The organism is Pseudomonas sp. LAM2023 (assembly GCF_016620375.1).
In the GTDB taxonomy this organism is placed as follows: domain Bacteria; phylum Pseudomonadota; class Gammaproteobacteria; order Pseudomonadales; family Pseudomonadaceae; genus Aquipseudomonas; species Aquipseudomonas anuradhapurensis.
Map to the genome: position 1 here is coordinate 42,247 of NZ_JAENHV010000036.1, position 24,333 is coordinate 66,579.

The 24,333-nt window shown below is 66.5% G+C and carries 17 protein-coding genes; 14 read left to right on the plus strand and 3 right to left on the minus strand.

The genetic code is table 11. From position 1 onward, the window contains the following. Nucleotides 1-2 precede the first annotated feature (2 nt). The 12 genes from JKP78_RS20020 to JKP78_RS20075 all read left to right on the plus strand — a co-directional run bounded on the left by JKP78_RS20020 (nt 3) and on the right by JKP78_RS20075 (nt 15,820). Nucleotides 3-1,310: a DotU family type VI secretion system protein gene (locus JKP78_RS20020; protein WP_200627380.1), complete on the plus strand. Its 1,308-nt coding sequence runs from the start codon at nt 3-5 to the stop codon at nt 1,308-1,310. Beyond that, nucleotides 1,307-4,816 (plus strand): type VI secretion system membrane subunit TssM, encoded by a 3,510-nt coding sequence (gene tssM, locus JKP78_RS20025; protein ID WP_200627382.1) that lies wholly within the window; start codon nt 1,307-1,309, stop codon nt 4,814-4,816. Before JKP78_RS20020 ends, tssM begins: the two co-directional genes overlap by 4 nt. Then, complete coding sequence (tagF, locus tag JKP78_RS20030; RefSeq protein WP_170031662.1) at nt 4,813-5,469, plus strand: type VI secretion system-associated protein TagF; 657 nt, start codon at nt 4,813-4,815, stop codon at nt 5,467-5,469. The genes tssM and tagF overlap by 4 nt, the downstream gene beginning before the upstream one ends. Further along, nucleotides 5,466-6,185, plus strand: coding sequence for a PP2C family protein-serine/threonine phosphatase (locus tag JKP78_RS20035; protein ID WP_170031659.1), 720 nt, complete (start codon nt 5,466-5,468; stop codon nt 6,183-6,185). Before tagF ends, JKP78_RS20035 begins: the two co-directional genes overlap by 4 nt. Before the next feature lie 8 nt (nt 6,186-6,193). Then, entirely contained in the window at nt 6,194-9,199 is a 3,006-nt protein-coding gene (locus JKP78_RS20040) for a serine/threonine-protein kinase (protein ID WP_200627927.1), read from the plus strand. Continuing rightward, nucleotides 9,199-9,903: an ATP-binding cassette domain-containing protein gene (locus tag JKP78_RS20045; protein ID WP_170031656.1), complete on the plus strand. Its 705-nt coding sequence runs from the start codon at nt 9,199-9,201 to the stop codon at nt 9,901-9,903. The genes JKP78_RS20040 and JKP78_RS20045 overlap by 1 nt, the downstream gene beginning before the upstream one ends. Further along, nucleotides 9,903-11,105: an ABC transporter permease gene (locus JKP78_RS20050; RefSeq protein ID WP_186688052.1), complete on the plus strand. Its 1,203-nt coding sequence runs from the start codon at nt 9,903-9,905 to the stop codon at nt 11,103-11,105. The genes JKP78_RS20045 and JKP78_RS20050 overlap by 1 nt, the downstream gene beginning before the upstream one ends. Continuing rightward, nucleotides 11,098-12,894: a formylglycine-generating enzyme family protein gene (locus JKP78_RS20055; RefSeq protein WP_186688049.1), complete on the plus strand. Its 1,797-nt coding sequence runs from the start codon at nt 11,098-11,100 to the stop codon at nt 12,892-12,894. The genes JKP78_RS20050 and JKP78_RS20055 overlap by 8 nt, the downstream gene beginning before the upstream one ends. Before the next feature lie 71 nt (nt 12,895-12,965). Further along, nucleotides 12,966-13,871 carry a type VI secretion system-associated lipoprotein TagQ gene (gene tagQ, locus JKP78_RS20060; RefSeq protein ID WP_186688038.1) on the plus strand — a complete coding sequence of 302 codons (906 nt, stop codon included), beginning with the start codon at nt 12,966-12,968 and terminating at the stop codon, nt 13,869-13,871. Nucleotides 13,872-13,996: 125 nt separating this feature from the next. Further along, the gene (locus JKP78_RS20065; RefSeq protein WP_170034259.1) at nt 13,997-14,890 is read left to right on the plus strand and encodes an NAD synthetase; all 894 of its coding nucleotides are present in this window, start codon (nt 13,997-13,999) and stop codon (nt 14,888-14,890) included. Next, a complete protein-coding gene (locus tag JKP78_RS20070) occupies nt 14,887-15,327 on the plus strand; it encodes a hypothetical protein (protein WP_200627384.1) in 441 nt (146 codons plus the stop codon). The genes JKP78_RS20065 and JKP78_RS20070 overlap by 4 nt, the downstream gene beginning before the upstream one ends. A 31-nt stretch (nt 15,328-15,358) precedes the next feature. Then, a complete protein-coding gene (locus JKP78_RS20075) occupies nt 15,359-15,820 on the plus strand; it encodes a hypothetical protein (RefSeq protein ID WP_186688036.1) in 462 nt (153 codons plus the stop codon). A 271-nt stretch (nt 15,821-16,091) separates the two neighbouring features. Here JKP78_RS20075 and JKP78_RS20080 read toward each other — a convergent pair whose 3' ends face one another. Together JKP78_RS20080 and JKP78_RS20085 are read right to left on the minus strand one after the other, a co-directional pair. Continuing rightward, entirely contained in the window at nt 16,092-17,342 is a 1,251-nt protein-coding gene (locus JKP78_RS20080; protein WP_170031641.1) for a ribonucleotide-diphosphate reductase subunit beta, read from the minus strand. A gap of 267 nt (nt 17,343-17,609) precedes the next feature. Next, nucleotides 17,610-20,489, minus strand: coding sequence for a ribonucleoside-diphosphate reductase subunit alpha (locus tag JKP78_RS20085; RefSeq protein ID WP_200627386.1), 2,880 nt, complete (start codon nt 20,487-20,489; stop codon nt 17,610-17,612). A gap of 827 nt (nt 20,490-21,316) precedes the next feature. Between JKP78_RS20085 and JKP78_RS20090 the strand changes: the two genes are divergently transcribed. Both JKP78_RS20090 and JKP78_RS20095 read left to right on the plus strand, forming a co-directional pair. Further along, the gene (locus JKP78_RS20090; RefSeq protein WP_186687989.1) at nt 21,317-22,015 is read left to right on the plus strand and encodes a response regulator transcription factor; all 699 of its coding nucleotides are present in this window, start codon (nt 21,317-21,319) and stop codon (nt 22,013-22,015) included. Then, the gene (locus JKP78_RS20095) at nt 22,012-23,619 is read left to right on the plus strand and encodes an ATP-binding protein (RefSeq protein ID WP_200627388.1); all 1,608 of its coding nucleotides are present in this window, start codon (nt 22,012-22,014) and stop codon (nt 23,617-23,619) included. Before JKP78_RS20090 ends, JKP78_RS20095 begins: the two co-directional genes overlap by 4 nt. A 3-nt stretch (nt 23,620-23,622) precedes the next feature. On the opposite strand, the gene JKP78_RS20100 is transcribed toward JKP78_RS20095, so the two are convergent. Then, nucleotides 23,623-24,324: a 4'-phosphopantetheinyl transferase family protein gene (locus JKP78_RS20100; RefSeq protein ID WP_200627390.1), complete on the minus strand. Its 702-nt coding sequence runs from the start codon at nt 24,322-24,324 to the stop codon at nt 23,623-23,625. Nucleotides 24,325-24,333 lie beyond the last annotated feature (9 nt).

The following is a 24,333-nucleotide window of genomic DNA, read 5'->3' on the forward strand; positions in this document are numbered from 1 at the left end:
CGATGCACCCGGACGATCCGCAGGCCAACGACCGTACCCAGTTCATGCCGCGCCCCGGTGGCCGCGCGGCCCCGCAGCCTGCCGCGGCGGCCCCGCAGCAGCCGCCCTTGCAGGTGCCGGCCGAGCCCCTGGCGCCAGGCCAGGGCGTCGGCCTCAACCCGCTGGAGCAGGCGGCCGGGCCGTTGCTGGCCTTGCTTACCCGCCTGCGCAACACCATCGCCCACTCGGCGCCGGCCAGCCTGCGCGCGCAGTTGCTGGCCTATCTGCGCCAGTTCGAAACCCGCGCCGAAGCTGCCGGGGTGGTGCGCAACGAGGTGCTGCTGGCGCGCTATGCGCTGTGTACCGCGCTGGACGAGGCGGTGCTCAGCACACCGTGGGGCAGTGCCAGCGACTGGAGTCGGCAGAGCTTGCTGATCACCGTGCACAACGAGGCCTGGGGCGGTGAGAAGGTGTTCCAGCTGATGGAGCACTGCCTGCAAAGCCCGCGCGAACGCCTCAACCTGCTGGAGCTGTTGTACCTGTGCACCAGCCTCGGCTTCGAGGGCCGCTACCGGGTCATGAAAGATGGCCGTGCCCAGCTCGAAGCGCTGCGCGAGCGCACCGCGGCGGCGATCCGCAGCGCCCGTGGCGAGCGTGAGCGTGAACTCTCGCCACACTGGCGCGGGGTGGCGGTCAGCCGTGACCGCCTGGCCCAGTTCGTGCCGCCCTGGGTGGGCCTGGCGGTGGCCGTGGCGCTGCTGTTGCTGTTGTTGTTCGGCCTGCGCCTGAAGCTGGCCGCCGATGCCGAGCCGGTGTTCCGCGGTATCCACGCGCTGGGTGAAATCCCGGTGCAGGCCATGGACCGCCCGGTGCTGCAGCCCAAGCCGGTGGAGCGCCCGCGCCTGGCCGGGTTCCTCGCCGAGGACATCAAGGCCGGCCGGGTCGCCGTCGAAGACGCGGTCGACCGCTCGGTGGTGACCATTCGCGGCGACGAACTGTTCGCCAGCGCCAGCGCCAGCATCAAGGGCGATTTCCAGCCGCTGATGCTGCGCGTTGCCGAGGCGCTGGCCAAGGTCAAGGGCAACGTCCGGGTCACCGGGCACAGCGACAACCAGCGCATCGCCACGCTGCGCTTCCCGTCCAACTGGGCGTTGTCGCAGGCGCGCGCCGAAGAGGTCAAGGGCATCCTCGCCGCGCGCACCGGGCAACCCGAGCGCTTCAGTGCCCAAGGGTTGAGCGACACCGAGCCGCTGGCGTCGAACGACACCGCGCAGGGCCGGGCGAAGAATCGCCGGGTTGAAATCACCGTTCTGGCGGAGGGCGTCGAGTGAAGGCGTTTTTCAGTTTTGTCATTCGCTGGGTAATCCCGCTGCTGGGCCTGATCGCCCTCAGCCTGATCATCTGGTTCGTCGGGCCGTTGCTGGAAATGCTGGCGCCGCCGACGCCACGCTGGTTGCTGATCATCCTGCTGTTCGCCCTGTGGGGCGGCTACCGCGCCTGGCGCATCGTGCAGGCACGCCGACAGGCGGCCAAGGTCATGCAGAGCCTGGCCGCAGAGACCGCCCCGGACCCTGCCAGCGTGGCCACCAGCGAAGAGCTGGCGGCGCTGCGCCAGCGCATGGACGAAGCCCTGGCCCTGCTGAAGAAAGCCCGCCTGGGCGGTGACGAACGGCGCAACCTGTACGAGCTGCCGTGGTACGTGATAATCGGCCCGCCCGGCTCGGGCAAGACCACCGCGCTGGTCAATTCGGGCCTGCACTTCCCGCTGGCCGCGCAACTGGGCGAGGGTGCCATCCGTGGTGTCGGCGGCACGCGCAACTGCGACTGGTGGTTCACCGACCAGGCCGTGCTGCTCGACACCGCCGGCCGCTACACCACCCAGGATAGCCACGCCCAGGTCGACAAGGCGGCCTGGCTGGGCTTTCTCGACCTGCTCAAGACCCAGCGCTCGCGCCGCCCGATCGACGGCGCGTTCATCGCCATCAGCCTGTCCGACCTGCTGCTGGGCAGCGATGCCGAGCGCGCCGCGCATGCCGCGGCGATCCGTGCGCGCATCCAGGAACTGTACAGCCAGCTGGGTGTGCGCTTCCCCGTGTACCTGATGCTGACCAAGCTCGACCTGGTGCCGGGCTTCATGGAGTTCTTCGACAACCTGGGCAAGGACGAGCGTGCCCAGGTGTGGGGCATGACGTTCCCGCTGGATACCCTCGAACAGGGCGGTGACGGCCCGTTGGCACAGTTCGACAACGAGTTCGGGTTGCTCGAACAGCGCCTCGGCGAGCGCCTGGTCGAGCGCCTGCAACAGGAACGCGACCCGGCCCGGCGCGACCTGATCTACGGCTTCGTGCAGCAGTTCGCCGCCCTGCGTGGCAACCTCAAGCTGTTCCTCGACGGCATCTTCAAGCCCAACGCCTTCGAGGCGCGGGCGTTGCTGCGCGGTGTGTACTTCACCAGCGGCACCCAGGAAGGCAGCCCGATCGACCGGCTGATCGGCAGCATGGCCCAGAGCATGGGCCTGGACCGTGCGCACCTGGCACGCCAGAGCGGTAGCGGGCGCAGCTATTTCATCGAGCGGCTGTTCACCGCGGTGGCCTTCGCCGAGCGCGGCCTGGTTGGCAGCAACCCCAAGGTGGAGCAGCGGCGCCGCTGGATCGCCCGGGGCGCGCTGGCCCTGAGCGTGGCTCTGGTGCTGTTGGTCGGCACCTTGTGGACCCTCAGTTACCGCGCCAACCAGCAATACATCGCCGAGGTCGACAGCCGCCTGCAGCCGCTGGGCAAAAGCGTGCAAGGCCTGAGCCCCGCGCAGCGCAACGTGGTCGACGTGCTGCCGCTGCTCAACGCCGTGCGCCACCTGGCCGACGACCCACCCAGCTGGGCCGAGGGCCTGGGCCTGTACCAGGGCGACATGCTCGATAGCGAATCGCAGAGCCTGTACCGCAAGCTGCTGATCGCCATCTTCGCCCCGCGCCTGGTCACCCGCATCGAGGAGCAGCTGTATGCCGGCGGGCCATCCGATTACCTTTACGAAGGCCTCAAGGCCTACCTGATGCTGGCCGATGCCGAGCACTACGACCCGGACTTCATCAAGGCCTGGATCACCCTCGACTGGGAGCGCCAGTTGCCTCGCGACCTGGCGCCTGACCTGCGTCAGGCCCTGGAGCAGCACCTGGCGGCGCTGTTCGAGAAACGCCCGCCGAATGCACGCCTGGACCAGCGCCTGATCGACGATACCCGTCGCCAGTTGCAGCAACTGCCGGTAGCCCAGCGGGTGTACGACCGGGTCAAGCGCCAGAAGCTGCCCAGCGGGGTCGACGACTTCCGCGTCAGCGACGCTGCCGGGCGCGATGCCGCCCTGGTGTTTCGCTTCAAGAGCGGCAAGCCGCTGAGCGAGCCGCTGCCGGGGCTGTTCACCGTGCAGGGCTACCGCCAGGTATTCCTCGCCGCCAGCCTGGCGCAGAGCACCACCCTGGCCGAGGAACGCTGGGTACTGGGCCGCGCGCCGGGCGATGCGGGCGATGCCCGGCGCCTGGCCGACGATGTGCAGCAGCTCTACTACCAGGATTACATCCGTCATTGGGATGCCCTGCTCGACGACCTGGACTTCGTGCCGATCACCAGTGTCGGCCAGGCCGCTGACGTGTTGCGCGTGTTGTCCGGGCCGACCTCGCCGATGAAGCAGTTGCTGCAGGCGGCCGCCCGTGAAACCAACCTGGCGCAGCCGACCACCCTCGACAAGGCCCAGGACAAGGCCCAGCAGGCCGGTGTCGACCAGCTGCGCCAGCGCCTTGGCGGGCTGCTCGGCGACGCGCCGCTGCCGGTCGACAGCCCCGCTGCACGCACGCAGGACCCGGTGACCGCGCACTTCGCCGAGCTGGCCACGCTGGTCGGCAGCGGCGAAGGCCAGCCCGCCGCCATCGACGGCTTGCTCACCGACCTCAATGCGCTCTACGTGCAGGTTAGCGCCATGGTCGGGGCCAGTGGCGACGCCTTGCTCGGCGAGGCCAAGAACCAGGCCCAGGCCGCGGCGCAACGGGTGGCCCTGGGCGCGGCACGCCAGCCCAAGGTGGTACAGAACCTGGTCAGCTCGGTACTTGGCTCGACCCACGGTATCGTCATGGGCGGGGTGCGCAACCAGCTCAATGCCGCCTGGGCCAGCGAAGTGCTGAATGTCTACCGCCAGTCGCTCAGTGGCCGCTACCCGATGGTGGCCGGCAGTGCGCGTGACGCCACGCTGGAAGACTTCGGCCAGTTCTTCGGCGTCGGCGGGGTGATGGACAACTACTTCCGCAAGTACCTGCAACCCTACGTCAATACCTCCAGCACACCGTGGAGCTGGCAGCCGGGCGCGGCGCAGAAGCTGGGCATCGGCAGCAACGTGCTGTACACCTTCCAGCGCGCGGCGACCATCCGCGATGCGTTCTTCCGCAGTGGCAACGGCCTGCAGCCAAGCGTGCGGTTCGAACTCAAGCCGGTGGCGATGGACGCGAGCATCACCCAGTTCCTGCTCGACCTCGACGGCCAGCAAGTCAGTTACGACCACGGCCCGAGCCGCCCGGTGGCGCTGCAGTGGCCCAACCCCAACAGCATCGGCGTGGTCCGCCTGTCGATCGCGCCGCCCGCGGCCAGCGGCCGTTCGGGGCTGACGGTGGAAGGCCCATGGGCGTGGTTCCGCCTGCTCGACCAGTCCGACCTGGTGGCCGGCAGCTCGCCAGAGCGCTTCAACCTGCGCTTGCGCGTGGATGGCGCCAGCGTGTCCTACGAGCTGCGCGCCAGCAGTGCCTTCAACCCGTTCCGCAGCCGAGTGGTCAGCGGTTTCAGCCTGCCGGAGCATCTGTGAACGACGTCGGTTTCTACGGAAAACTGGCCTGCCGCGGCGACTTCGTCAGCCGCGGCTTGCCGCAGACCTTCATCCAGCCCTGGGACCAGTGGCTGGCCGCCGGTATCCAGGCCAGCCAGCAGGCGCTTGGCGAGGGTTGGCTACAGGCCTACCTGGTCAGCCCGTTGTGGCGCTTTGCCCTGGCACCCGGGGTGTGTGGCCCGGAGGCGGTGGTCGGCGTACTGATGCCGAGCATCGACCGGGTCGGGCGGTATTTTCCGCTGAGTGTGGCGCAGGTACTGGAACCCGGCGTGGCGCTCGCAGGCATCGTCGGCGGTGCCGATGACTGGTTCGAAGCGGTCGAGGCGGCGTTGCTGGGCACGCTTGACGCGGATGCGTCGTTCGAGCGTTTCGAGGCGGCCTTGCAGCCGTTCAGCCAGGCCAGGCCGCTGTTGCAGGGGCCCCGGGTGACCGTGGGCGGGTTGCAGCGGCTGGACGGCGTTACCCCGCAGGGCCGGGCACTGGCCCTGGCCGAATGCGCCTGCCAAGGCATGAGCCTGTGGTGGGGGCAGGGCAGCGAGCGAATCGCCCCTGGCCTGCTGCGTAGCCAGGGCCTGCCGCGCAGCGACCAGTTCGCCGCGTTCCTGCTCGGCAGCGAGGCGCAACCCGCATGAACCGTGTGCACTACAGCGCGGCCAGCTACAGCCATGTGGGCATGGTCCGCAAGATCAACGAAGACGCCTGCCTGGAGTTGACCTGGGATGGCCTGTGGGCCGTTGCCGATGGCATGGGCGGGCACGCCGCCGGTGACTACGTGAGCAGCCTGGCGGTGGACAGCCTGCGCCAGTTGCCGCTCATCGATGGGCTGGAGGATTTCGCCCAGGCCTTGCGCGACACCCTGGCCCGGGTCAACCGCGTGGTGCGTGAGGAAACCCTGCGCCGGGGCGTGGCGATGATGGGCAGCACGGTGGTGCTGCTGGCCGCACGCGGCGACCGGGCCGTGGGCTTGTGGGCCGGTGACAGCCGCCTGTATCGCCTGCGCGATGGCCGCATCGAACGCCTGTCGCATGACCACAGCTATGTCCAGGAACTGCAGGACAGCGGCCTGCTCAACGAGGCCGAAGCGCGGGTGCACCCGCGCGGCAACATCGTCACCCGCGCCATCGGCGTGGAGGACCAGCTCGAACTGCAGGCGGTGAACGTGCAGGTACAGCCCGGCGATACCTACCTGCTGTGCAGCGACGGCTTGAACAAGACTGCCGAAGACCACGAGATCGCCGACGTGCTCGGCCACGCCGACCCCTACCAGGTGGTCCGCAGCCTGGTGCACCTGGGGCTGACCCGTGGCGCCCCCGACAACATTACCGCCGTGGTGGTGAAGGCGAATTGAAGAGCACCCTGAACATGCAGATCCCCGGATTCGACATCGACAGCGAGATTGGCCAAGGCGCCATGGCCAGTGTCTACCTGGCGACCCAGCGCTCGCTGCAGCGCAAGGTGGCGCTGAAGGTGATGGCCGCGAGCCTTGCCGCCGACCCTACCTTCTGCGAGCGCTTCCTGCGCGAAGGGCGCACCCTGGCGCGGTTGGCGCATCCGCACATTGCCACCATCCACGACATCGGTAATGTCGGCGAGCTGTACTACATGGCCATGGAGTACCTGCCCAGCGGGACCCTCAAGGAGCGCATCGCTGCCGGGCTTACCCCTGAGCAGGGCTTGCTGTACGTGCGGCAGATCGCCCAGGCGCTGGGCTATGCCCACGCCCAGGGGCTGGTGCACCGCGACGTGAAACCGGCCAACATCCTGTTCCGTGCCGACGGCACGGCGGTGCTCTCCGACTTCGGCATCGCCAAGTCGCTGGATGACCGCACCCAGTTCACCCAGGCCGGCTTCGCCGTCGGCACCCCCAGCTACATGAGCCCGGAGCAGGCGCGGGGCATGGACATCGATGGCCGCGCCGACCTCTATGCGCTCGGGGTGGTGCTGTACGAGATCCTCGTCGGCGAGCTGCCCTACCGGGGCACCGATGCCTTGTCGACTGCGCTGGCCCACCTGACCGAGCCGCTGCCGGAACTGCCCATCGAGCATGGGCGCTATCAGGATATCCTGCGCGGGCTGCTGGCCAAGGACCCTGAGCAACGCTTCGCCGATGCCGCGGCGTTGCTGGCTGCACTCGACCGCCTGCCAGCCGACAGCGCGGACAGCACGGTGATCCGCCCATTGCCGGTCGCGCTGCCGGGCAAGGCCGAGCTGGGTGGGCTGACACCGGTGTCCATCGATATCCCGCAGGCCACGGCCAAGCCGGTCGCCGCACCTGCACCTGCGCCAAAGCCGCAGCCGACCCGGCCCGCTGCGCCGCCGCAACCCGCCTCGGGCAAGCCGGCCAAGGCCATACTGGCCGTGGCCATTGCCGCAGCGCTGGGCCTGGGCGCGACCTTCTTCTGGTTGCGCTCTGGCAATGAGCAGCCGGTTGCGCAACCACCGCTGGCACAAACCGCGAGTGACCCGCTGGCGCCGACCGCGCCGCCACCAGCTGCCAGCGAAGACGGCCGGCCGTTGTTGATGCCAGGCAAGAAAACCCTGTTCCAACGCGTGCTGAGCAAGCCCGAAGCGCAATTGCTGGCCCAGCCCGGCGACGGCGCGGGTGAGCCGCTGCCGGCGTTCTCGGTGCTGTACGTGTACCAGCGCAAGGACATCGACGGCCAGCCCTGGCTGGAAGTGGGTGCCTCCAGCAGCGGCCAGCGCGACGGCTGGTTGCCGGCGGCACAAACCAGCGACTGGAAGCAAAGCCTGGTGCTGAAATTCACCGAGCGTTCCGGCCGTTCGCCAGTGATGTTCATGCGCCAGGCCGAAGACCTGCAGCAACTGCTCGACGACACCGGCAAGGCCCGCGCCGACTTGCTCAAGGCGCAGAACCAGCCCGACCAGGTACCCCAGGTGCTGGCCCTGGAGCCGGCCGCCAGCGCGGTGCCGCAGAACCAGTTCTACCTGATGCCGATCTTCGACTACCGTGAAAGCTTCGGCGCCGACGGCCAGCCGGTGCAGTTGCTCAACGTCGCCTCCATCGACCCCGGCAGCAGCTCCCGCAGCCAGGCGGCCACGGCTGCCGGCGCGGCGGTGGCGACGGACAACCGCTTCCGTACCGGCATCGTCCTGGTGGTCGACACTTCGGTATCGATGCAACCCTACATCGACCGCGTGCGCCAGGTGGTCAGCGAACTGCAGGCGCAACTGGCCGCACGCGGCGAACTGGACAACGTCAGCTTCGGCTTGGTGGGCTTTCGCAACAGCGTCAAGCGCACACCGGGCCTGGACTACCTGAGCAAGACCCTGGTCAGCCTGGAGGAGGGCCGCGACCCGGCGCGCTTCCTCAAGGCCGCGGCGCAGGTCAAGGCCACCAGCGTTTCCAGCCACTCGTTCAATGAGGATGCCTTTGCCGGGGTGATGCAGGCCGTGGAAGGCATGGACTGGTCGGGCTATGGCGGGCGCATCGTCCTGCTGGTCAGCGATGCTGGCGCCCTGCGCAAGAACGACCCGTACAGCAGCACCCAGATGAACGAGGCCGAGGTTCGCCAGGCCGCGCTGAGCAAGCAGATCAAGATCTACGCCCTGCACCTGCGCACCCCCGCCGGGGTGAACAACCATGGCTCGGCCGAAAGCCAGTACCGCGTGCTCACCGCCGACAGCAACCCGCAGATCGGCGACCTGTACGTGGGCGTGCCGGGCGGCGATGTGGGCGCCTTTGGCGAGCGCGTGCGCGAGATCGGCTCGACCTTCGCCGAGCTGGCGCACCAGGTGCGTGAACAACAGCCACAGCCAGTACCGCAGTTGGCCACGGGCGCGAGCCTGGCGGCCAAGTCGCAGGCGATCGGTTACGCCATGCACATGGACTTCCTCGGCCGGCACGCTGCCAGCCAGGCGCCGCAGCTGGTCAGCGCCTGGGCCGCCGACCGCGACCTGACCAACCCGGCACTGCCGAGCCTGCAGGTGTGCGTGATGCTGACCAAGTTGCAGCTCAATGACCTGCAGCAGTCGCTGAAGCTGATCGTCGACGCCGCACGCAAGACCCGCAGTTCGCCCGGTGATTTCTTCAACGAGATCGCCAGCGCCAGTGCCTACATGAGCCGCGATCCGGGGGCCTTGCGCAAAGGCGCCAACCTGGCCCAGGGCGGGGTGCTGGGCGAATACCTCGAAGGCCTGCCATACCGCAGCAAGTCGCTGAGCATGACCGAGGACCTGTGGTTGTCGCTGTCGGTGGCCGAACAAGAGGACTTCATCGACGAACTGGACTCGAAGATCCGCCTGTACGAAACCTTCCACAACGACATGGCCAACTGGGTGCGCTTCGGCAAGGCCGAGCCGGGCGACGCCCTGTACCGTGTACCACTGTCGACGCTGCCGTGATGATCAGCCTGCACGGGGTGCGCAAGACGCGCGGGCAGGGTGCCCAGCGCTACAGCCTGCAGATCGACCGGCTGCAGCTGGCGGCTGGGGCACGGGTGGCGCTGGTCGGCCCCAGCGGCTGTGGCAAGAGTACCTTGCTCGACCTGCTGGCGCTGGTGCTGGCGCCGGATGCCGCCGAGGGTTTCGTCTTTGCTGGCGCCGATGTGGCTGGCCTGTGGCGCCAGCGCCGTCTCGACCAGCTGGCGGCGCTGCGCAGCCGCCAGCTGGGCTATGTGCTGCAGGCCGGCGGCTTGCTCGGCTTCCTCGATGTGCGGGGCAATATCCGCCTGCCGCGGCAGCTGTTGGGGCTGGGCGAGGACGGCAGCGTCGAACGCCTGGCCGAGGCGCTGGATGTGCATGACCAGCTGGCCAAGAAGCCTGCCGCGTTGTCGCTGGGGCAACGCCAGCGGGTCAGCTGCGCCCGGGCCTTGGCGCATGCGCCGGCGTTGCTGCTGGCCGACGAGCCTACCGCGGCGCTGGACCCGGTGAACGCCGAGCGGGTCATGCAGTTGCTGCTGCGCGAGGCCCAGGCGCGCCAGGTAACCTGCGTGCTCGCCACCCATGACGAAGCGCTGGCGCGCCGGGCCGGGCTGGACGTGCTGCGCATGGCCTGCCGGCGCGATGCCGACGGCGGCGTCACCGCCAGCCTGGTGCAGGCCGTCTGATGCGCCCGTGGCTGATCGCCGGCCTGGCCTGGCAGGACTACCGCAACGATGCGCGGCTGTCGGCGTGCAGCGTGCTGGCGCTGGTTGCGGTGATCGCACCCTTGCTGGTGCTGTTCGGGCTCAAGTTCGGCCTGGTCGGCAGCCTGACCGAGCGGCTGCAACGCGACCCGAGCGTGCGCGAAATCATTCCCCTGGGCGGTGGCCGTTTCCATGCCGATTTCATCCAGGCCCTGGCCCAGCGACCGGACGTTGCCTTCGCCATTGCGCGCACCCGGCAGATCGCTGCCACCGCCGAGCTGTTGCTGCCGGCCCAAGGGCGCGCGGTGACCGTCGAGATGCTGCCGACCGCTGCCGGTGACCCGTTGTTGCAACAGGTGCCGCCACCGCAGGGCCTGCAACAGGTGGTATTGAGCTTTACCGCTGCCGAGAAGCTCGGTGCCGCTGCCGGTGATGAGTTGCAGGCCAGCTTCAGCCGCCAGCAGGCCGGCCAGCTGCAGTGGCGCCAGACGCGCTTGCAGGTGGCCGCGGTGCTGCCGCTGGCGGCGTTCGAACGCGATGGCCTGTTCGCTTCGCTGGCCCTGCTCGAAGCGGTCGAGGATTACCGCGACGGGCGCGCTGTGCCGGCGCTGGGCTGGCCGGGCGAGGCCGCAGGCAGCGATGCCGGGCGGATCTACCCGGCGTTTCGTCTGTATGCCCGGGGGCTGGCCGATGTCGAGCCGCTGCGCGCCTATTTTGCCGAACGCAAATGGCTGGTATCGACCCAGGCGGCGCAGATCGCCCAGGTGCAGGCCCTGAGCCGCAACCTCGACCTGGTGTTCTGGGTCATCACCAGCCTGGCCGTGGCCGGCGCCGTGGCTGCCATCGCCGCTGGCGCAGTGGCGGCAGTGCAGCGCAAGCAGCGCGAGCTGGCGGTGCTGCGCCTGCTGGGGTTCGGTACGGCCGCGCTGCTGCTGTTCGTGGTGCTACAGGCGCTGTACAGCGGCGTGCTGGCGGCGGCCGTTGCCGGCGGCCTGTACCTGCTGGCCGAGCAGGGCCTCAACCGGATCTTCACCCAGGTGCCCGGCGAGTACGCCAGCCACCTGTTGCCGATGCATTACTTCGTTGCGTTGTCTGCGGTGCTGCTGGCCAGCGCCGCCGCTGCTGCCGTGGGCGGCTGGCGGGTGACACGCATCGATGCCAGCCAAGGAATCCGTGATGTCTGAACTTCGCCTCGGGGCTGCGGCCCTGCTTCTGACCACGCTGGGCCTGGCGGCTTGTTCGCCGGGCGCCGAGGAGCTGCCGGCCAAGCCGGCCAAGCCAGTCGACAGCGCTGCGGCCAGCGCCCCGGCAGCGGCGGTGGATACCAGCAAGCTGGACAACCCCAAGCCCTTGCCCGGTGACGTCAGCCTGCCGCTGCCGTGCGGCGGCGAGCTGGTGCTGCGCAGCGTCTACGTACTGGCCCAGGGCAGCCTGGACGACCGCGAGGTCAACCTTGGCTACCCGTTCAGCGAAGGCGAGGCCGGCTACCAGCAGTCGTTCATTTCCGGTTACCGGCGTGACTTCATCAATGGCCAGTTCAGCCTCCAGGACCTGTCGCCCGAGTGGCAGAAGGCGGTCGCCCCCAGCCTGCCCAAGCTCGACCAGGCCGGCCCGCTCAAGCCAATGATGTATTTCATTGGCAAGTACGAGGTCAGCGCCCGCCAGTATGCCCAGGTAATGGCCCAGGCCCAGTCGCTGGCCAGCGGCGAGGCGGCGCCGGCCTGCCAGCCCGAGACCTCGGCGGCCGGGCGCCTGCCCAAGGTCAAGCTGTCGCGCTTCGAGGCCGAACGCTTTGTCGCGGTCTACAGTGCCTGGCTGCTCAAGTATCACCGCGACCTGCTGCCGGTCAGTGGCCGGGGCAGCAAGGCCGAGGACGGCGGGATCGGTTTCGTGCGCCTGCCCACTGAAGTGGAGTGGGAGTTCGCTGCCCGTGGCGGTTCTGCGGTAAGCCGCCAGGAACTCGAAGGGCGGCTGTTCCCGCGCAAGGTCCAGGGCAGTGACAGCGACGGGCCGCTCAGCGACTGGGCGGTGTACAACCAGGTGGCTGGCGGCAGCGGCCAGGCGGCACGGCTGATGCCCATCGGCACCCGGCTGCCGAACCCGCTGGGGCTGTTCGATGTGATCGGCAATGCTGCGGAAATGGTCCAGGAGTCGTTCCAGCTGGTGCACGCTGGGCGCCTGCAGGGCGCCTATGGCGGCTTCGTGGTCAAGGGCGGCAACTACCTGGAAGGCGAGGGCACGCTGTTCACCGGCATGCGCCGCGAGTACCCGCTGTTTGGTGCTGACGGTACCGAGCAGCGCAACGAGACCACCGGCTTCCGGGTGGCCATCGGGGCCCTGTCGGCGCCCCGTTCGCGTTACCAGGAACTGTTCGAGCAGTGGCAGAAGCAAGGGCGCCTGGCCAGCCTGACCGACGACATCGATGCCGCCGAGGACCCGACCAAGCGCCTGGACAGCCTCATCGCCGCCACCACCGACCCGCGCCAGCAGGCCGAGCTGGGGCTGGTCAACGAAGAGCTCAAGCGCAGCGTGTCGCTGATCGGCCGCCAGCGCGAAGAGGCGGCCGGCAACCTGATCCAGTCCGCCGCCCTGGTGGCCGAGACCATCAACAACTACAACATCCGCCTGACCAACCTGCGCAACACCCAGGCCGAGGCCCAGGCGCGTGGCGACCAGACCAGCGTGCGCATGTATGCCGCGGCCATCAGCAACGGCCGCGCTGCGCTCGATGGCGCGGTGGCGATCTACATCGACAACCTGGCCAGCGGCACGCGCTACACCGATGCGGTGATCCAGGCGCAGTTCCAGCGGGTCAAGGAAGAACTCAATCGCAAGCCGGTCCTGGGCCAGAGCCTGGTGAGCCGCGCGACCCTGTTCGTTCGCCACGTTGGGGAGTACCGCCAGAACCGGCGGGCCGACCCGGCGACGATCCTCAAGGAGCTCCTGGCATCGGCCGCCGCGCGGCCTTCGTAGTGGCTTCTGCCTGACGCAAGCGCGGGGTGGCATGAGGCCCCCCGTTTTAACCACCCACGTGAGAGAGTGACATGTTCAAGACCATCTTCACGGCTTCCCATGCCCGTTCCGCCCTGCTGCTCGCCGCAGGTTTCAGCACTGTCCTGATGGCGGGCTGCTCCAGCTCACCCGTGTCCAAGGTGGGTGCCACGACCAAGGTCGAGTACTACCCGAGCTGCTACGAGCCGGTGCAGCACCTGCGCGCCACCGACGGCGACATGACCCGCTCGGTAGCGACCGGCGCGGTCATCGGTGCCCTCGGCGGTGCCCTGACCGGTGCCTTGGTCGACGGCGACAACCGCGGCCGCAACGCTGCCATCGGTGCGGCGGGCGGTGCCCTGGTGGGCGGCGCGGCCGGTTACTACACCGAGCGCCAGAAGCAGATCAGCGACGACAAGCAGCGCATTGCCTCGTACGCCACCGACATCGACAAGAGCGCTGCCGACCTGGACCGCACCACGGCCTATGCCAAGGCTTCGCAGAGCTGCTACCAGCGTGAATTCACCAGCCTGATCGAAGGCCGCAAGGCCAACCGCATCAACGACACCGAAGGGCGCAAGCGCCTGGCCGAGATCGTCTCCGGCCTGCAGGAGTCGAACAAGCTGCTGGCCACCGTCAACGGCCGCGTCGCGGAAAACCTCGACAACTATACCCAGGCCTACGAGCAGGACCTCAAGCAGGTGGGTGTGGCCCGTACCGACGTAGCGACCGTGGCTGAACCGCCGAAGACCACCACTGGCAAGAAGAAGACCCAGGCCGTGAAGGTGAACAAGAACGTGCCGCAAGAGGCGGTCGCCACCGAGAAGACCCTGCAGAAGGCCACGACCAAGAAAGCCGAGGCCCAGCAGGTGGCCAATGCTGGCGTCGACCAGGTCAACAAGATGTGCCGCAGCCCCGACATGGGTGACTGGGCGCCGGTGCCTTGCCCGAACGTGTAACCCACGCTCCGTTGCGCTTGCGCCGGTGCACGTGCCGCCCCAGGCAGGTCGCCTGACCTGCACGGGGCGTGCGTGGGCCGGCGCAGCGGCTTTTCGAATCAAGGAGAGTTGTCGTGACCGACCTGATGTCCGGCGTGCTCGGCGGCTACCAGCAGCAAATGGCCCGCCAGCGGCTGCTGTTGACCGTCGACCAGCAGAAGTTGTTCAGGGCCATCGATTCCGACCCGGGTATCGTTGGCGCGGGTGTTGTCTACATCGATGCCCAGTACAACGTGATCGTCCTGCGCGAATTCAAGCCGATCTGCAGCATCGCGCCCAAGCGCGTGATTTTGCAGGAGGCGCCACCTTACAAGTCACCTGAACAGTTCATGACCCAGCTGCAGACCGGCGCTCGTGAGCGCAAGGTGATGGCAGAGGCCGTGAACGCCAGTTTGAGTTGCCTGTCGGCCTATCTGGGTTGGGTCGTCATGTTCAGCGGCACCATTGCCGTACCTTTCACTGGCGGCGCCAGCATGGTGTTGACGGCGGTCGGTTATGCCGCCGCAGCGGCAGGGACCGGGCAGTGCATGATGGGCGGGTACCGGGTGTTCAACGAAGTGTTCGACCCTGGGCAGAACGACTGGCTCGACAGTAATGACACGGTCCAGACGGTAATGAGCATACTCGACGGCGTAGCGCTGGCCGGTGTGGGCGCATCGAGCCTGAACACCGTGCGTTTCCTGCAGGCACGCAAAGCGGCGACCGGCAAGGGCTGGAGAGAGCTGTTCCAAAGCCTGTCGCGGCAGCAGCGCAAGGCCCTGGCCGAGGAACTTCTGCAGATCAAGCACCCGTCGCTCACCGCCAAGCAGCTGAAGCTGAAGCAGGCGGCGGGTACCGCGATCAAACGTTTCACCCCTACCCAAATCCAGCACGCCACGCGTACCTTGATCAAGGACTCGATTGGCGGCTTGTCGGGTTTTGCTAGCAGTAGCTTCGTGCAGTCGGTTGCCGTGGGGCTTTACGAGGAAATTGACGAATGACCCATGGCCAGGAACTGCAAGCATTCCTTTCCCGTTATTTCGGCGTGTTCATTGCCGAGTTTTTCTTTTCCTGCATGGCGCTGGGCGGCACCGTCTCGCTGGTGTTCTCCACCTATATGCGCAGTTCAGACCCTGAACACTCGGTGATGGTGCTGGCGGCAGCCGGTGTAGTGAGCGCCGCCTCGCATATCGCCATGGTGCGTGGCTTTGCCTGGGGCGTGCGCGGTGTGATCGGCATCCTCGTGGTTGCCTTGCTCGCCGCATTGCCCAGCTACGGTTATCGCCCGCACATGGGGGGGTATATTTCCGTCCTGGTGTTCGGTTTGCTGGCTCTGCTGATCATCAACAGCCAGCGTTACCGGGAGATGCGCGTGCGCCTGGTGGAGTATCGGGACATCCGTAAATTCAACCGTCGCGCGGCTAAAACCTCTAAATGACACCTGTCTCTGATGTAACGAGGGGATCGGGATGAGTTTGCGCCGAAAGCGTACCTGGCTCGGTGGTTTGCTATTGCCCTTGCTCGTTGCTTGCAACGGGCACAAGGTCGAGCGCGTCGTGGTTTATGAGAACAACGTCCATCACTGGCGCATCGAGCACGTGGTGGAGCAGAACTGGCCGGTGGGGCCTCGCCAATATTATCAGGTGTTTCTCAAGGAACGCCTGCTGATCCTGCCGGCCAATGTGTTCAACGACGAGCGCGACATTAGTGAGTTCGTTGCTGCGGGCGGTTTCGACATCAGCAACTGGCGCAACGACACGATCATCGTGGCGTTCGAGAACGTGCAAAAGCGCGAAGGTGGTAACGAGCATTTTGTCCGCTCGCTGATGATCACCCCGGAGTACAAGGAGGGGGAGGTGATACTGACTGACATGGCGAGCCATATGCAGATCGTGGTGCAGCGGGTCGAGCCGGTTGGTGAAGGGAAGTAGCAGGGCGGTGGTGTTGTAGGCAGGCAAATGAACTAGCTGTGGGTGTCACCGGCATTTGTGGGCGCGGGCAAGCCCGCGAAGCAGGCGACGCGGTGCATGGCACCGGCTGCGCCGGTGTTCGCGGCCACGGCCGCTCCCACAGGTACAGCGTGAACTCAAAGCCAGCGCATTACCTGTGGGAGCGGGCAAGCCCGCGAAACAGACGACGCGGTGGATCCAGGCGAAAAAAAGGCTGCCAATCGGCAGCCTTCTCTATGCTTCGCCCGAACTATCAGTCCCAGCTCAACGCCCCACCAGTCTGATACTCGATTACACGAGTCTCGAAGAAGTTCTTCTCTTTCTTCAAGTCCATGATCTCGCTCATCCACGGGAACGGGTTGGTAGTCCCCGGGTACTCTTCCTTCAGGCCAATCTGGGTCAGGCGACGGTTGGCGATGAACTTGAGGTAGTCCTCCATCATCGCCGCGTTCATGCCCAGCACGCCGCGTGGCATGGTGTCACGGGCGTATTCGATCTCCAGCTGGGTCCCTTGCAGGATCATCTGGGTCGCTTCTTCCTTCATCGCCGCGTCCCACAGGTGCGGGTTCTCGATCTTGATCTGGTTGATCACGTCGATACCGAAGTTCAGGTGCATCGACTCGTCACGCAGGATGTACTGGAACTGCTCGGCGACGCCGGTCATCTTGTTGCGGCGGCCCATGGACAGGATCTGGGTGAAGCCGCAGTAGAAGAAGATGCCTTCCAGCACGCAGTAGTAGGCGATCAGGTTGCGCAGCAGCTCCTTGTCGGTTTCGACGGTGCCGGTGTTGAATTCCGGGTCGGAGATGGCGCGGGTGTACTTCAGGCCCCAAGCGGCTTTCTTCGCCACCGACGGGATCTCGTGGTACATGTTGAAGATCTCGCCTTCATCCATGCCCAGCGACTCGATGCAGTACTGGTAGGCGTGGGTGTGGATCGCCTCTTCGAAGGCCTGGCGCAGGATGTACTGGCGGCACTCCGGGTTGGTGATCAGGCGGTACACGGCCAGGGCCAGGTTGTTGGCCACCAGCGAGTCGGCGGTGGAGAAGAAGCCGAGGTTGCGCATGACGATGCGACGCTCGTCTTCGGTCAGGCCGTCCATGCTCTTCCACAGGGCGATGTCGGCGGTCATGTTGACCTCTTGCGGCATCCAGTGGTTGGCGCAGCCGTCGAGGTACTTCTGCCAGGCCCAGTCGTACTTGAACGGGACCAGCTGGTTGAGGTCGGCGCGGCAGTTGATCATGCGCTTTTCGTCAACGCGCACGCGGGCGCTGGAGCCTTCCAGCTCGGCCAGGCCTTCGGCGATGTCGAGGTCGTTCAGGGCAGCCTTGGCGCGCTTGACCGCGTCGGAGTCGTCGGCACTGGCGGCACGGGCTTCCAGGGCAGCGGCACCACCGGCGCTGTCGAGCTTGTCGAGGGTGGCGGCGGCAGCGGCCTGCGCAGGGGTATTGCCTTTGGCGGCGACTTCGCCGTCTTCTTTATCGAATTCGTCCCAGCTCAGCATGGTGAGATTCTCCTGCTTGAGGGCCATCTGTGAAGTATGGCCGGTGGATCTTGGTTGCGTTGCTTTGGCCCCGGAGGGGGTACAGCAGTGCACGCAAATCTGAGTGCCCTTTTAGGGGCTGGCCTGGGCATTGGCGCCCGGGCCTATTGTGTTTGGCTGTGGGGCGGGAGGCGGCAGTGCCGGCCTCTTCGCGGGTAAACCCGCTCCCACAGGGTTCCGTGTGGCTACACGGAAAAGAGGCTTCCCGGGGGAAGCCTCAGCCAAGCCTTACTGGCAGGCTTCGCAGTCAGGCTCGTCGATCGCGCAGGCCTTCGGCACTGGCGCAGGGCCGGCTGCCTGGACCGGGGCGCTGTCGCCACCGCTGGAAACGGCGTTGAGCTTGCCGGTGTTGATGGTCGACTTCTCGGTGCTGGTCGCGGCCAGGGCACGGAGGTAGTAGGTGGTCTTCAGACCACGGTACCAGGCCATGCGGTAGGTCACGTCGAGCTTCTTGCCCGAAGCGCCGGCGATGTAGAGGTTCAGCGACTGAGCCTGGTCGATCCACTTCTGGCGACGCGAGGCGGCATCGACGATCCACTTGGTCTCGACTTCGAACGCGGTGGCGTACAGGTCCTTCAGCTCTTGCGGGATACGCTCGATCTGCTGCACCGAACCGTCGTAGTACTTCAGGTCGTTGATCATCACCGAGTCCCACAGGCCACGGGCCTTCAGGTCGCGGACCAGGTACGGGTTGATCACGGTGAACTCGCCCGACAGGTTCGATTTCACGTACAGGTTCTGGTAGGTCGGTTCGATCGACTGCGATACGCCGGTGATGTTGGCGATGGTCGCGGTCGGCGCGATGGCCATGATGTTCGAGTTACGAATACCTTTCTTGACGCGCTCGCGTACCGGGCCCCAGTCCAGGGACTCTTCCAGGTTGACGTCGATGTACTTGGCGCCACGGGCCTCGATCAGGATCTGTTGCGAATCCAGCGGCAGGATGCCCTTGGACCACAGCGAACCCTGGAAGGTCTCGTAGGCACCGCGCTCGTCGGCCAGGTCGCAGGACGCCTGGATCGCATAGTAGCTGACCGCTTCCATCGACTTGTCGGCGAACTCGACGGCAGCATCGGAACCGTACGGAATGTGCTGCAGGTACAGCGCATCCTGGAAGCCCATGATGCCCAGGCCGACCGGGCGGTGCTTGAAGTTCGAGTTGCGCGCTTGCGGCACCGAGTAGTAGTTGATGTCGATCACGTTGTCGAGCATGCGCACGGCGGTGTTCACGGTGCGTTGCAGCTTGGCGGTGTCCAGCTTGCCGTCGACGATGTGGTTCGGCAGGTTGATCGAGCCCAGGTTGCAGACCGCGATCTCGTCCTTGTTGGTGTTCAGGGTGATCTCGGTGCACAGGTTCGAGCTGTGCACCACGCCCACGTGCTGCTGCGGCGAACGCAGGTTGCACGGGTCCTTGAAGGTCAGCCACGGGTGGCCGGTCTCGAACAGCATCGACAGCATCTTGCGCCACAGGTCTTTGGCCTGGACGGTCTTGAACACCTTGATCTTGTTGTACTCGGTCAGGGCTTCGTAGTACTCGTAGCGCTCTTCGAAAGCCTTGCCGGTCAGGTCGTGCAGGTCTGGCACTTCCGAGGGCGAGAACAGGGTCCACTTGCCGTCATCGAAGACACGCTTCATGAACAGGTCAGGGATCCAGTTGGCGGTGTTCATGTCGTGGGTACGACGGCGGTCATCACCGGTGTTCTTGCGCAGCTCGATGAATTCTTCGATGTCCAGGTGCCAGGTTTCCAGGTAGGCACACACGGCGCCCTTGCGCTTGCCACCCTGGTTCACGGCAACGGCGGTGTCGTTGACCACTTTCAGGAACGGCACGACGCCTTGCGACTTGCCGTTGGTGCCCTTGATGTACGAGCCCAGTGCACGTACCGGGGTCCAGTCGTTGCCCAGGCCACCGGCGAATTTCGACAGCATGGCATTGTCGTGGATCGCGTGGTAGATGCCCGACAAGTCATCCGGCACGGTGGTCAGGTAGCAGCTGGACAGCTGCGGGCGCAGGGTACCGGCGTTGAACAGGGTCGGGGTCGAGGCCATGTAGTCGAAGGACGACAACAGGTTGTAGAACTCGATTGCGCGGGCTTCCTTGTCTTTCTCTGCCAGCGCCAGGCCCATGGCCACACGCATGAAGAATACCTGCGGCAGCTCGAAGCGCACGCCATCCTTGTGGATGAAGTAGCGGTCGTACAGGGTCTGCAGGCCCAGGTAGGTGAATTGCTGGTCACGCTCGTGGTCGATGGCCTTGCCCAGGCGCTCCAGGTCGTAGCCTTTCAGGGCCGGGTCCAGCAGCTCGAACTCGACGCCTTTCTCGACGTAGGCCGGCAGGGCCTTGGCGTACAGCTCGGCCATTTCGTGGTGGGTGGCGCTCTCGGCGACGCCGAGGAAGCCCAGGCCTTCGGCGCGCAGGGTGTCCATCAGCAGGCGGGCGGTGACGAACGAGTAGTTCGGTTCGCGCTCGACCAGGGTACGGGCGGTCATCACCAGGGCGGTGTTGACGTCCTTGATGGCCACGCCGTCGTACAGGTTCTTCAGGGTGTCGCGCTGGATCAGGTCGCCATCGACCTCGGCCAGGCCTTCGCAGGCTTCGCTGATGATGGTGTTCAGGCGGGCCATGTCGAGCGGCGCCAGGCTGCCGTCGGCCAGGGTGATGCGAATGCTTGGGTGCGGCTCGACCACGGCATCGGTGTTGACGCGGGTGGCACGCTCCTTGGCGCGCTGCTCGCGGTAGATCACGTAGTCACGGGCGACTTTCTGCTCGCCGGCGCGCATCAGGGCCAGTTCGACCTGGTCCTGGATTTCTTCGATGTGGATGGTGCCACCCGATGGCATGCGACGCTTGAACGTGGCGGTGACCTGCTCGGTCAGGCGTGCAACGGTGTCGTGGATGCGCGACGAAGCGGCGGCGGTACCGCCTTCAACTGCGAGGAACGCCTTGGTGATGGCCACGGTGATCTTGTCGTCGGTGTAGGGGACGACAGTGCCGTTACGCTTGATCACGCGCAGTTGGCCGGGGGCGGTGGCAGCCAGATCCTGGGTGGAATCGGCGGCCTGCGGCACCTTGGCCTGCGGGTTCTCGCGAGTCGTATCGGTTTGCATGGGTGGGTGTCTCCACAGTTTCTATATTGTTCAGGCGCCTTTTGGGCGCCCACCGTTCCGTCCACTTGCCCGATGGCCTGGCGGGGGTTGCGCAAAGGCATGCGCATCCGCCCGCACGGGCGTACCGACTTCGGGACAGACTCAGGAATAAGGGGCAATGGCTTGCCGCTCCCTGGCCGAAGTCAAAGGTTCTGGGCCGTGCCCAAAAACTGTTGCTGATGGATGCCAGGCCTGGCCTGCCACACCCATACCCGAACAAGGCCCTGGAAGGGCTTGCCTCGGTCGCCTCCGCAGGAGCGGTTTGGCTGCTGAAATCACTTGAAGCTCAGCCGAAAAATCGCTTGATTTTGCGGGTTGACTTTTGTGTGTGATTTTGCACGAACCCCAATATCTAGTGGTTCGCTGCGATCGGGATACAAGATAATGCGGTATCGGGGGCTTTGCAAGGCGATCGCCTGTGGATAACTTGTGCGTACTTTGTGAGTGAATGGTGGGTATTCGCTGTAGGCCTTGTGCCAAGTGGTTTGCAGTATTTTTCTGCGTTCTGCTGCCTCTGGGCAGAATTTTTCGGGCGCGAACCCTATCACAAAAAACGGTTCAGTCGGGGGGGTGCTGGCAGGTTGGCAGTACCGGATGACAGCCGTAGTATTCCGAGGGGATGTTGCTTTTTGGTTAAAGGGTTATGTTGCCTGTGCTGGCCCTTTCGCGGGTGAACCCGCCACAGGTACTGCACAGGGTTCGAAAGCGGTGCGGTCCTTGTGGGAGCGGGTTCACCCGCGAAAAGGCCGGCGCAGGCCATAGAAAAACAACAAACATAGGCACAAGCCATGGACCACCTCGCACCCCGCATCCTCATCGTCGAAGACGACCAGCGCCTGGCCGAGCTCACCGCCGAGTACCTGCAGGCCAACGGCTTCGAGGTCAGCGTCGAAGGCGATGGCGCGCGTGCCGCGCGGCGCATCGTCGACGGCCAGCCCGACCTGGTCATCCTCGACCTCATGCTGCCCGGCGAGGATGGCCTGAGCATCTGCCGGCGGGTGCGCAGCCAGTACTCCGGGCCGATCCTCATGCTCACCGCCCGCAGCGACGAGCTCGACCAGGTCCAGGGCCTGGACCTGGGGGCCGATGACTACGTGTGCAAACCGGTGCGCCCACGCCTGCTGCTGGCGCGCATCCAGGCCCTGCTGCGCCGCAGCGAGGCAGCGGACAGCAAAGCCCAGGCGCTGGCCTTCGGTGCCCTGCGCATCGACAACCGCCTGCGCGAGGCGCGCCTGGGCGAACAGCTGATCGAACTGACCGGCGCCGAATTCGACCTGCTCTGGTTGCTGGCCAGCAACGCCGGCCGGGTGCTGACCCGCGAGCAGATCTTCACCGCGTTGCGCGGCGTCGGCTACGACGGCCAAGACCGTTCCATCGACATCCGCATTTCGAAGATTCGCCCCAAGATCGGCGACGACCCGCTCCAGCCAAGGTTGATCAAGACCCTGCGCAGCAAGGGCTACCTGTTCGTCGGCGAGGCGTCATGAACAACTCGATCTTCCTGCGCATCTACGGCGGCATGCTGGCCGTGCTGGTGCTGGTGGCCCTGCTCGGGGCGCTGAGCCTGCACCTGGTCAACGAGGTGCGTGCCGCCCAGCATCGCGAGCGCCTGGCCCAGGGTACCTTCAGCCTGATGGCCGACAACCTGGCCCTGCAGAACGACACCGAGCGCAAGCGCTCGCTGCTGATGTGGGAGCGCCTGCTCGGGGTGCCGCTGACCTTGCAGCCAATCACCGCGCGGGCGCTGGATGGCGGCCAGCGGGCGCGTCTGGGCCGCGGCCTGGTGGTCGTCGAAAAGACCGGCCCGCACGCCGCCCAGGTATTGCGCAAGGTTGGCCAGCAGGATGTGCTGCTGGTCGCCGAGGTCCGGCAGGTCAGCGAGCAGCTGGCGCGGGCCACCCTGTACCTGCTGGCCGACGAGCTGGTGCGCTACCCGGTGACAGAACAGCAGCAGCGCCTGGAGCAGCTCAAGCGCGACAAGGGCTTTGGCTTTGGCGTGGCCCTGCAGCGCATCGAGCGGGTGAGCCTGGACGACGACCAGCGGCGCCGGGTCGAGGAGGGCGACACGGTCATGGCGCTGGGCAAGGATGGCGACTCGATCCGCGTCTTCGCCGGCTTGGCCGGTTCGCCCTGGGTACTGGAAATCGGCCCGCTGTACCAGCTCAATCCTTATCCGCCGCAGCTGTTGATCCTGATCGCCTTCCTCGGCCTGTGCCTGATCGGCCTGGTGGTGTACCTGCTGGTGCGCCAGCTGGAGCGCCGCGTGTCGGGCCTGGAGGTGGCGGCTACGCGCATCGCCCAGGGCAGCCTGGACACCCGCGTGCCAGCCGACGATGCCGACTCGGTAGGGCGCCTGGCGGCAGCGTTCAACGGCATGGCCGAGCACCTGCAGCGCTCGCTGAGCATGCAGCGCGAGCTGGTGCGTGCGGTTTCCCACGAGCTGCGCACGCCAGTGGCACGCCTGCGCTTTGGCCTGGAGATGATCGAAAGCGCGACTACCGAGCAGGCCCGGGCCAAGCACCTGGCTGGCATGGACGGGGATATCCAGGACCTCGACAAGCTGGTCGACGAAATGCTCACCTATGCCCGCCTGGAGCAGGGGGCACCTGCGCTGAAGTTCGAGCGGGTCGACCTGGATGCCTTGTTCGAGCGGGTGATCGCAGAACTGGCGCCGCTGCGGGCCGGGGTACGCGTATTGCGCGGTGAATGCCAGGGCGCCGATGCCGAAGGCGCCTGGGTCGAGGCCGAGCCGCGTTACCTGCACCGGGCCCTGCAGAACCTGGTGGGCAACGCCATGCGCCATGCCGAGGGCGAGGTGCGCCTGAGCTACCAGTTGGGGCAACAGCGCTGTCGCATCGATGTGGAAGACGACGGCCCGGGGATTCCGGAGGGCGTCTGGGACCGCATCTTCACGCCGTTCACCCGGCTCGATGACAGCCGTACCCGCGCCTCGGGCGGGCATGGCCTGGGCCTGTCGATCGTACGGCGGATCATCTACTGGCACGCCGGCCGGGCTACGGTGGGGCGCAGTGCCGCGCTGGGAGGTGCCTGCTTCAGCCTGAACTGGCCACGCCAGCAGCCACCGGCATGACGATCAGACGCTGACCAGGCTCAGCAGGTGGCCGTCCTGCAGGCAGAACTGGCCCTGCAGCTCGGCACCATGCCGCCACTGCGGCGACAGGTCGGTGAGCAGGCGCAGGCGGGCCAGGCCTTCGCTGGACCATTCCAGCACTTCGGCGTGCTCGAAATAGAAGCGTTGCTGGGTCAGCGGGTAGAGGGTCTTGAACAGGCTTTCCTTCAGCGAGAAGGTCAGGGTCACGGCAAGGCCGAGCTGGTTGCGGTCCAGGCGTTCGAGCTCGGCCGGGGTGAGGATTTCGCCCATCAGCCGTTCGCCGCGTTCATCGTCCAGCAGCGTTTCCTGATCCAGGCCCAGGCCCTGGCAACTGCCCTCGGCGGCGACCACGGCGGCGGCCCAGCCCTTGCCATGGGTGATTGAGCCGTGGATGCCGGCGGGCCAGATCGGCGAGCGGTCTTCGTGGGTGCCGGGCACGTAGTCCCGGCCGTCCAGGCGCTGCAGTGCAGCGCGGGCGCAGACCCGGCCGGCCAGGTACTCGGCCTGGCGCTTGGCTACCGAGCGCTGCAGGCTGGCGCTTGGCACCACCCCGGCACGCTGGAAGTCGTCGGGGGCCAGGCGGCTGGGGTCGAAGGCGCAACTGACCAGCACCGCGCCGGGTAATGGGCGGGGTAGGGGCCAGTGATGCTGGAGAGGGGCGCAGCAGGCAGGGAGTGTATTCATGGGGCTATT

What these genes read in the sequence shown, in the direction of transcription:
- JKP78_RS20020 (WP_200627380.1), top strand. Translation starts at nt 3, where the DNA reads ATGCACCCGGACGATCCGCAGGCCAACGACCGTACCCAGTTCATGCCG.
- JKP78_RS20035 (WP_170031659.1), top strand. Translation starts at nt 5,466, where the DNA reads ATGAACCGTGTGCACTACAGCGCGGCCAGCTACAGCCATGTGGGCATG.
- JKP78_RS20045 (WP_170031656.1), top strand. Translation starts at nt 9,199, where the DNA reads ATGATCAGCCTGCACGGGGTGCGCAAGACGCGCGGGCAGGGTGCCCAG.
- JKP78_RS20050 (WP_186688052.1), top strand. Translation starts at nt 9,903, where the DNA reads ATGCGCCCGTGGCTGATCGCCGGCCTGGCCTGGCAGGACTACCGCAAC.
- JKP78_RS20055 (WP_186688049.1), top strand. Translation starts at nt 11,098, where the DNA reads ATGTCTGAACTTCGCCTCGGGGCTGCGGCCCTGCTTCTGACCACGCTG.
- tagQ (WP_186688038.1), top strand. Translation starts at nt 12,966, where the DNA reads ATGTTCAAGACCATCTTCACGGCTTCCCATGCCCGTTCCGCCCTGCTG.
- JKP78_RS20065 (WP_170034259.1), top strand. Translation starts at nt 13,997, where the DNA reads ATGTCCGGCGTGCTCGGCGGCTACCAGCAGCAAATGGCCCGCCAGCGG.
- JKP78_RS20070 (WP_200627384.1), top strand. Translation starts at nt 14,887, where the DNA reads ATGACCCATGGCCAGGAACTGCAAGCATTCCTTTCCCGTTATTTCGGC.
- JKP78_RS20075 (WP_186688036.1), top strand. Translation starts at nt 15,359, where the DNA reads ATGAGTTTGCGCCGAAAGCGTACCTGGCTCGGTGGTTTGCTATTGCCC.
- JKP78_RS20080 (WP_170031641.1), bottom strand. Translation starts at nt 17,342, where the DNA reads ATGCTGAGCTGGGACGAATTCGATAAAGAAGACGGCGAAGTCGCCGCC.
- JKP78_RS20085 (WP_200627386.1), bottom strand. Translation starts at nt 20,489, where the DNA reads ATGCAAACCGATACGACTCGCGAGAACCCGCAGGCCAAGGTGCCGCAG.
- JKP78_RS20090 (WP_186687989.1), top strand. Translation starts at nt 21,317, where the DNA reads ATGGACCACCTCGCACCCCGCATCCTCATCGTCGAAGACGACCAGCGC.
- JKP78_RS20095 (WP_200627388.1), top strand. Translation starts at nt 22,012, where the DNA reads ATGAACAACTCGATCTTCCTGCGCATCTACGGCGGCATGCTGGCCGTG.
- JKP78_RS20100 (WP_200627390.1), bottom strand. Translation starts at nt 24,324, where the DNA reads ATGAATACACTCCCTGCCTGCTGCGCCCCTCTCCAGCATCACTGGCCC.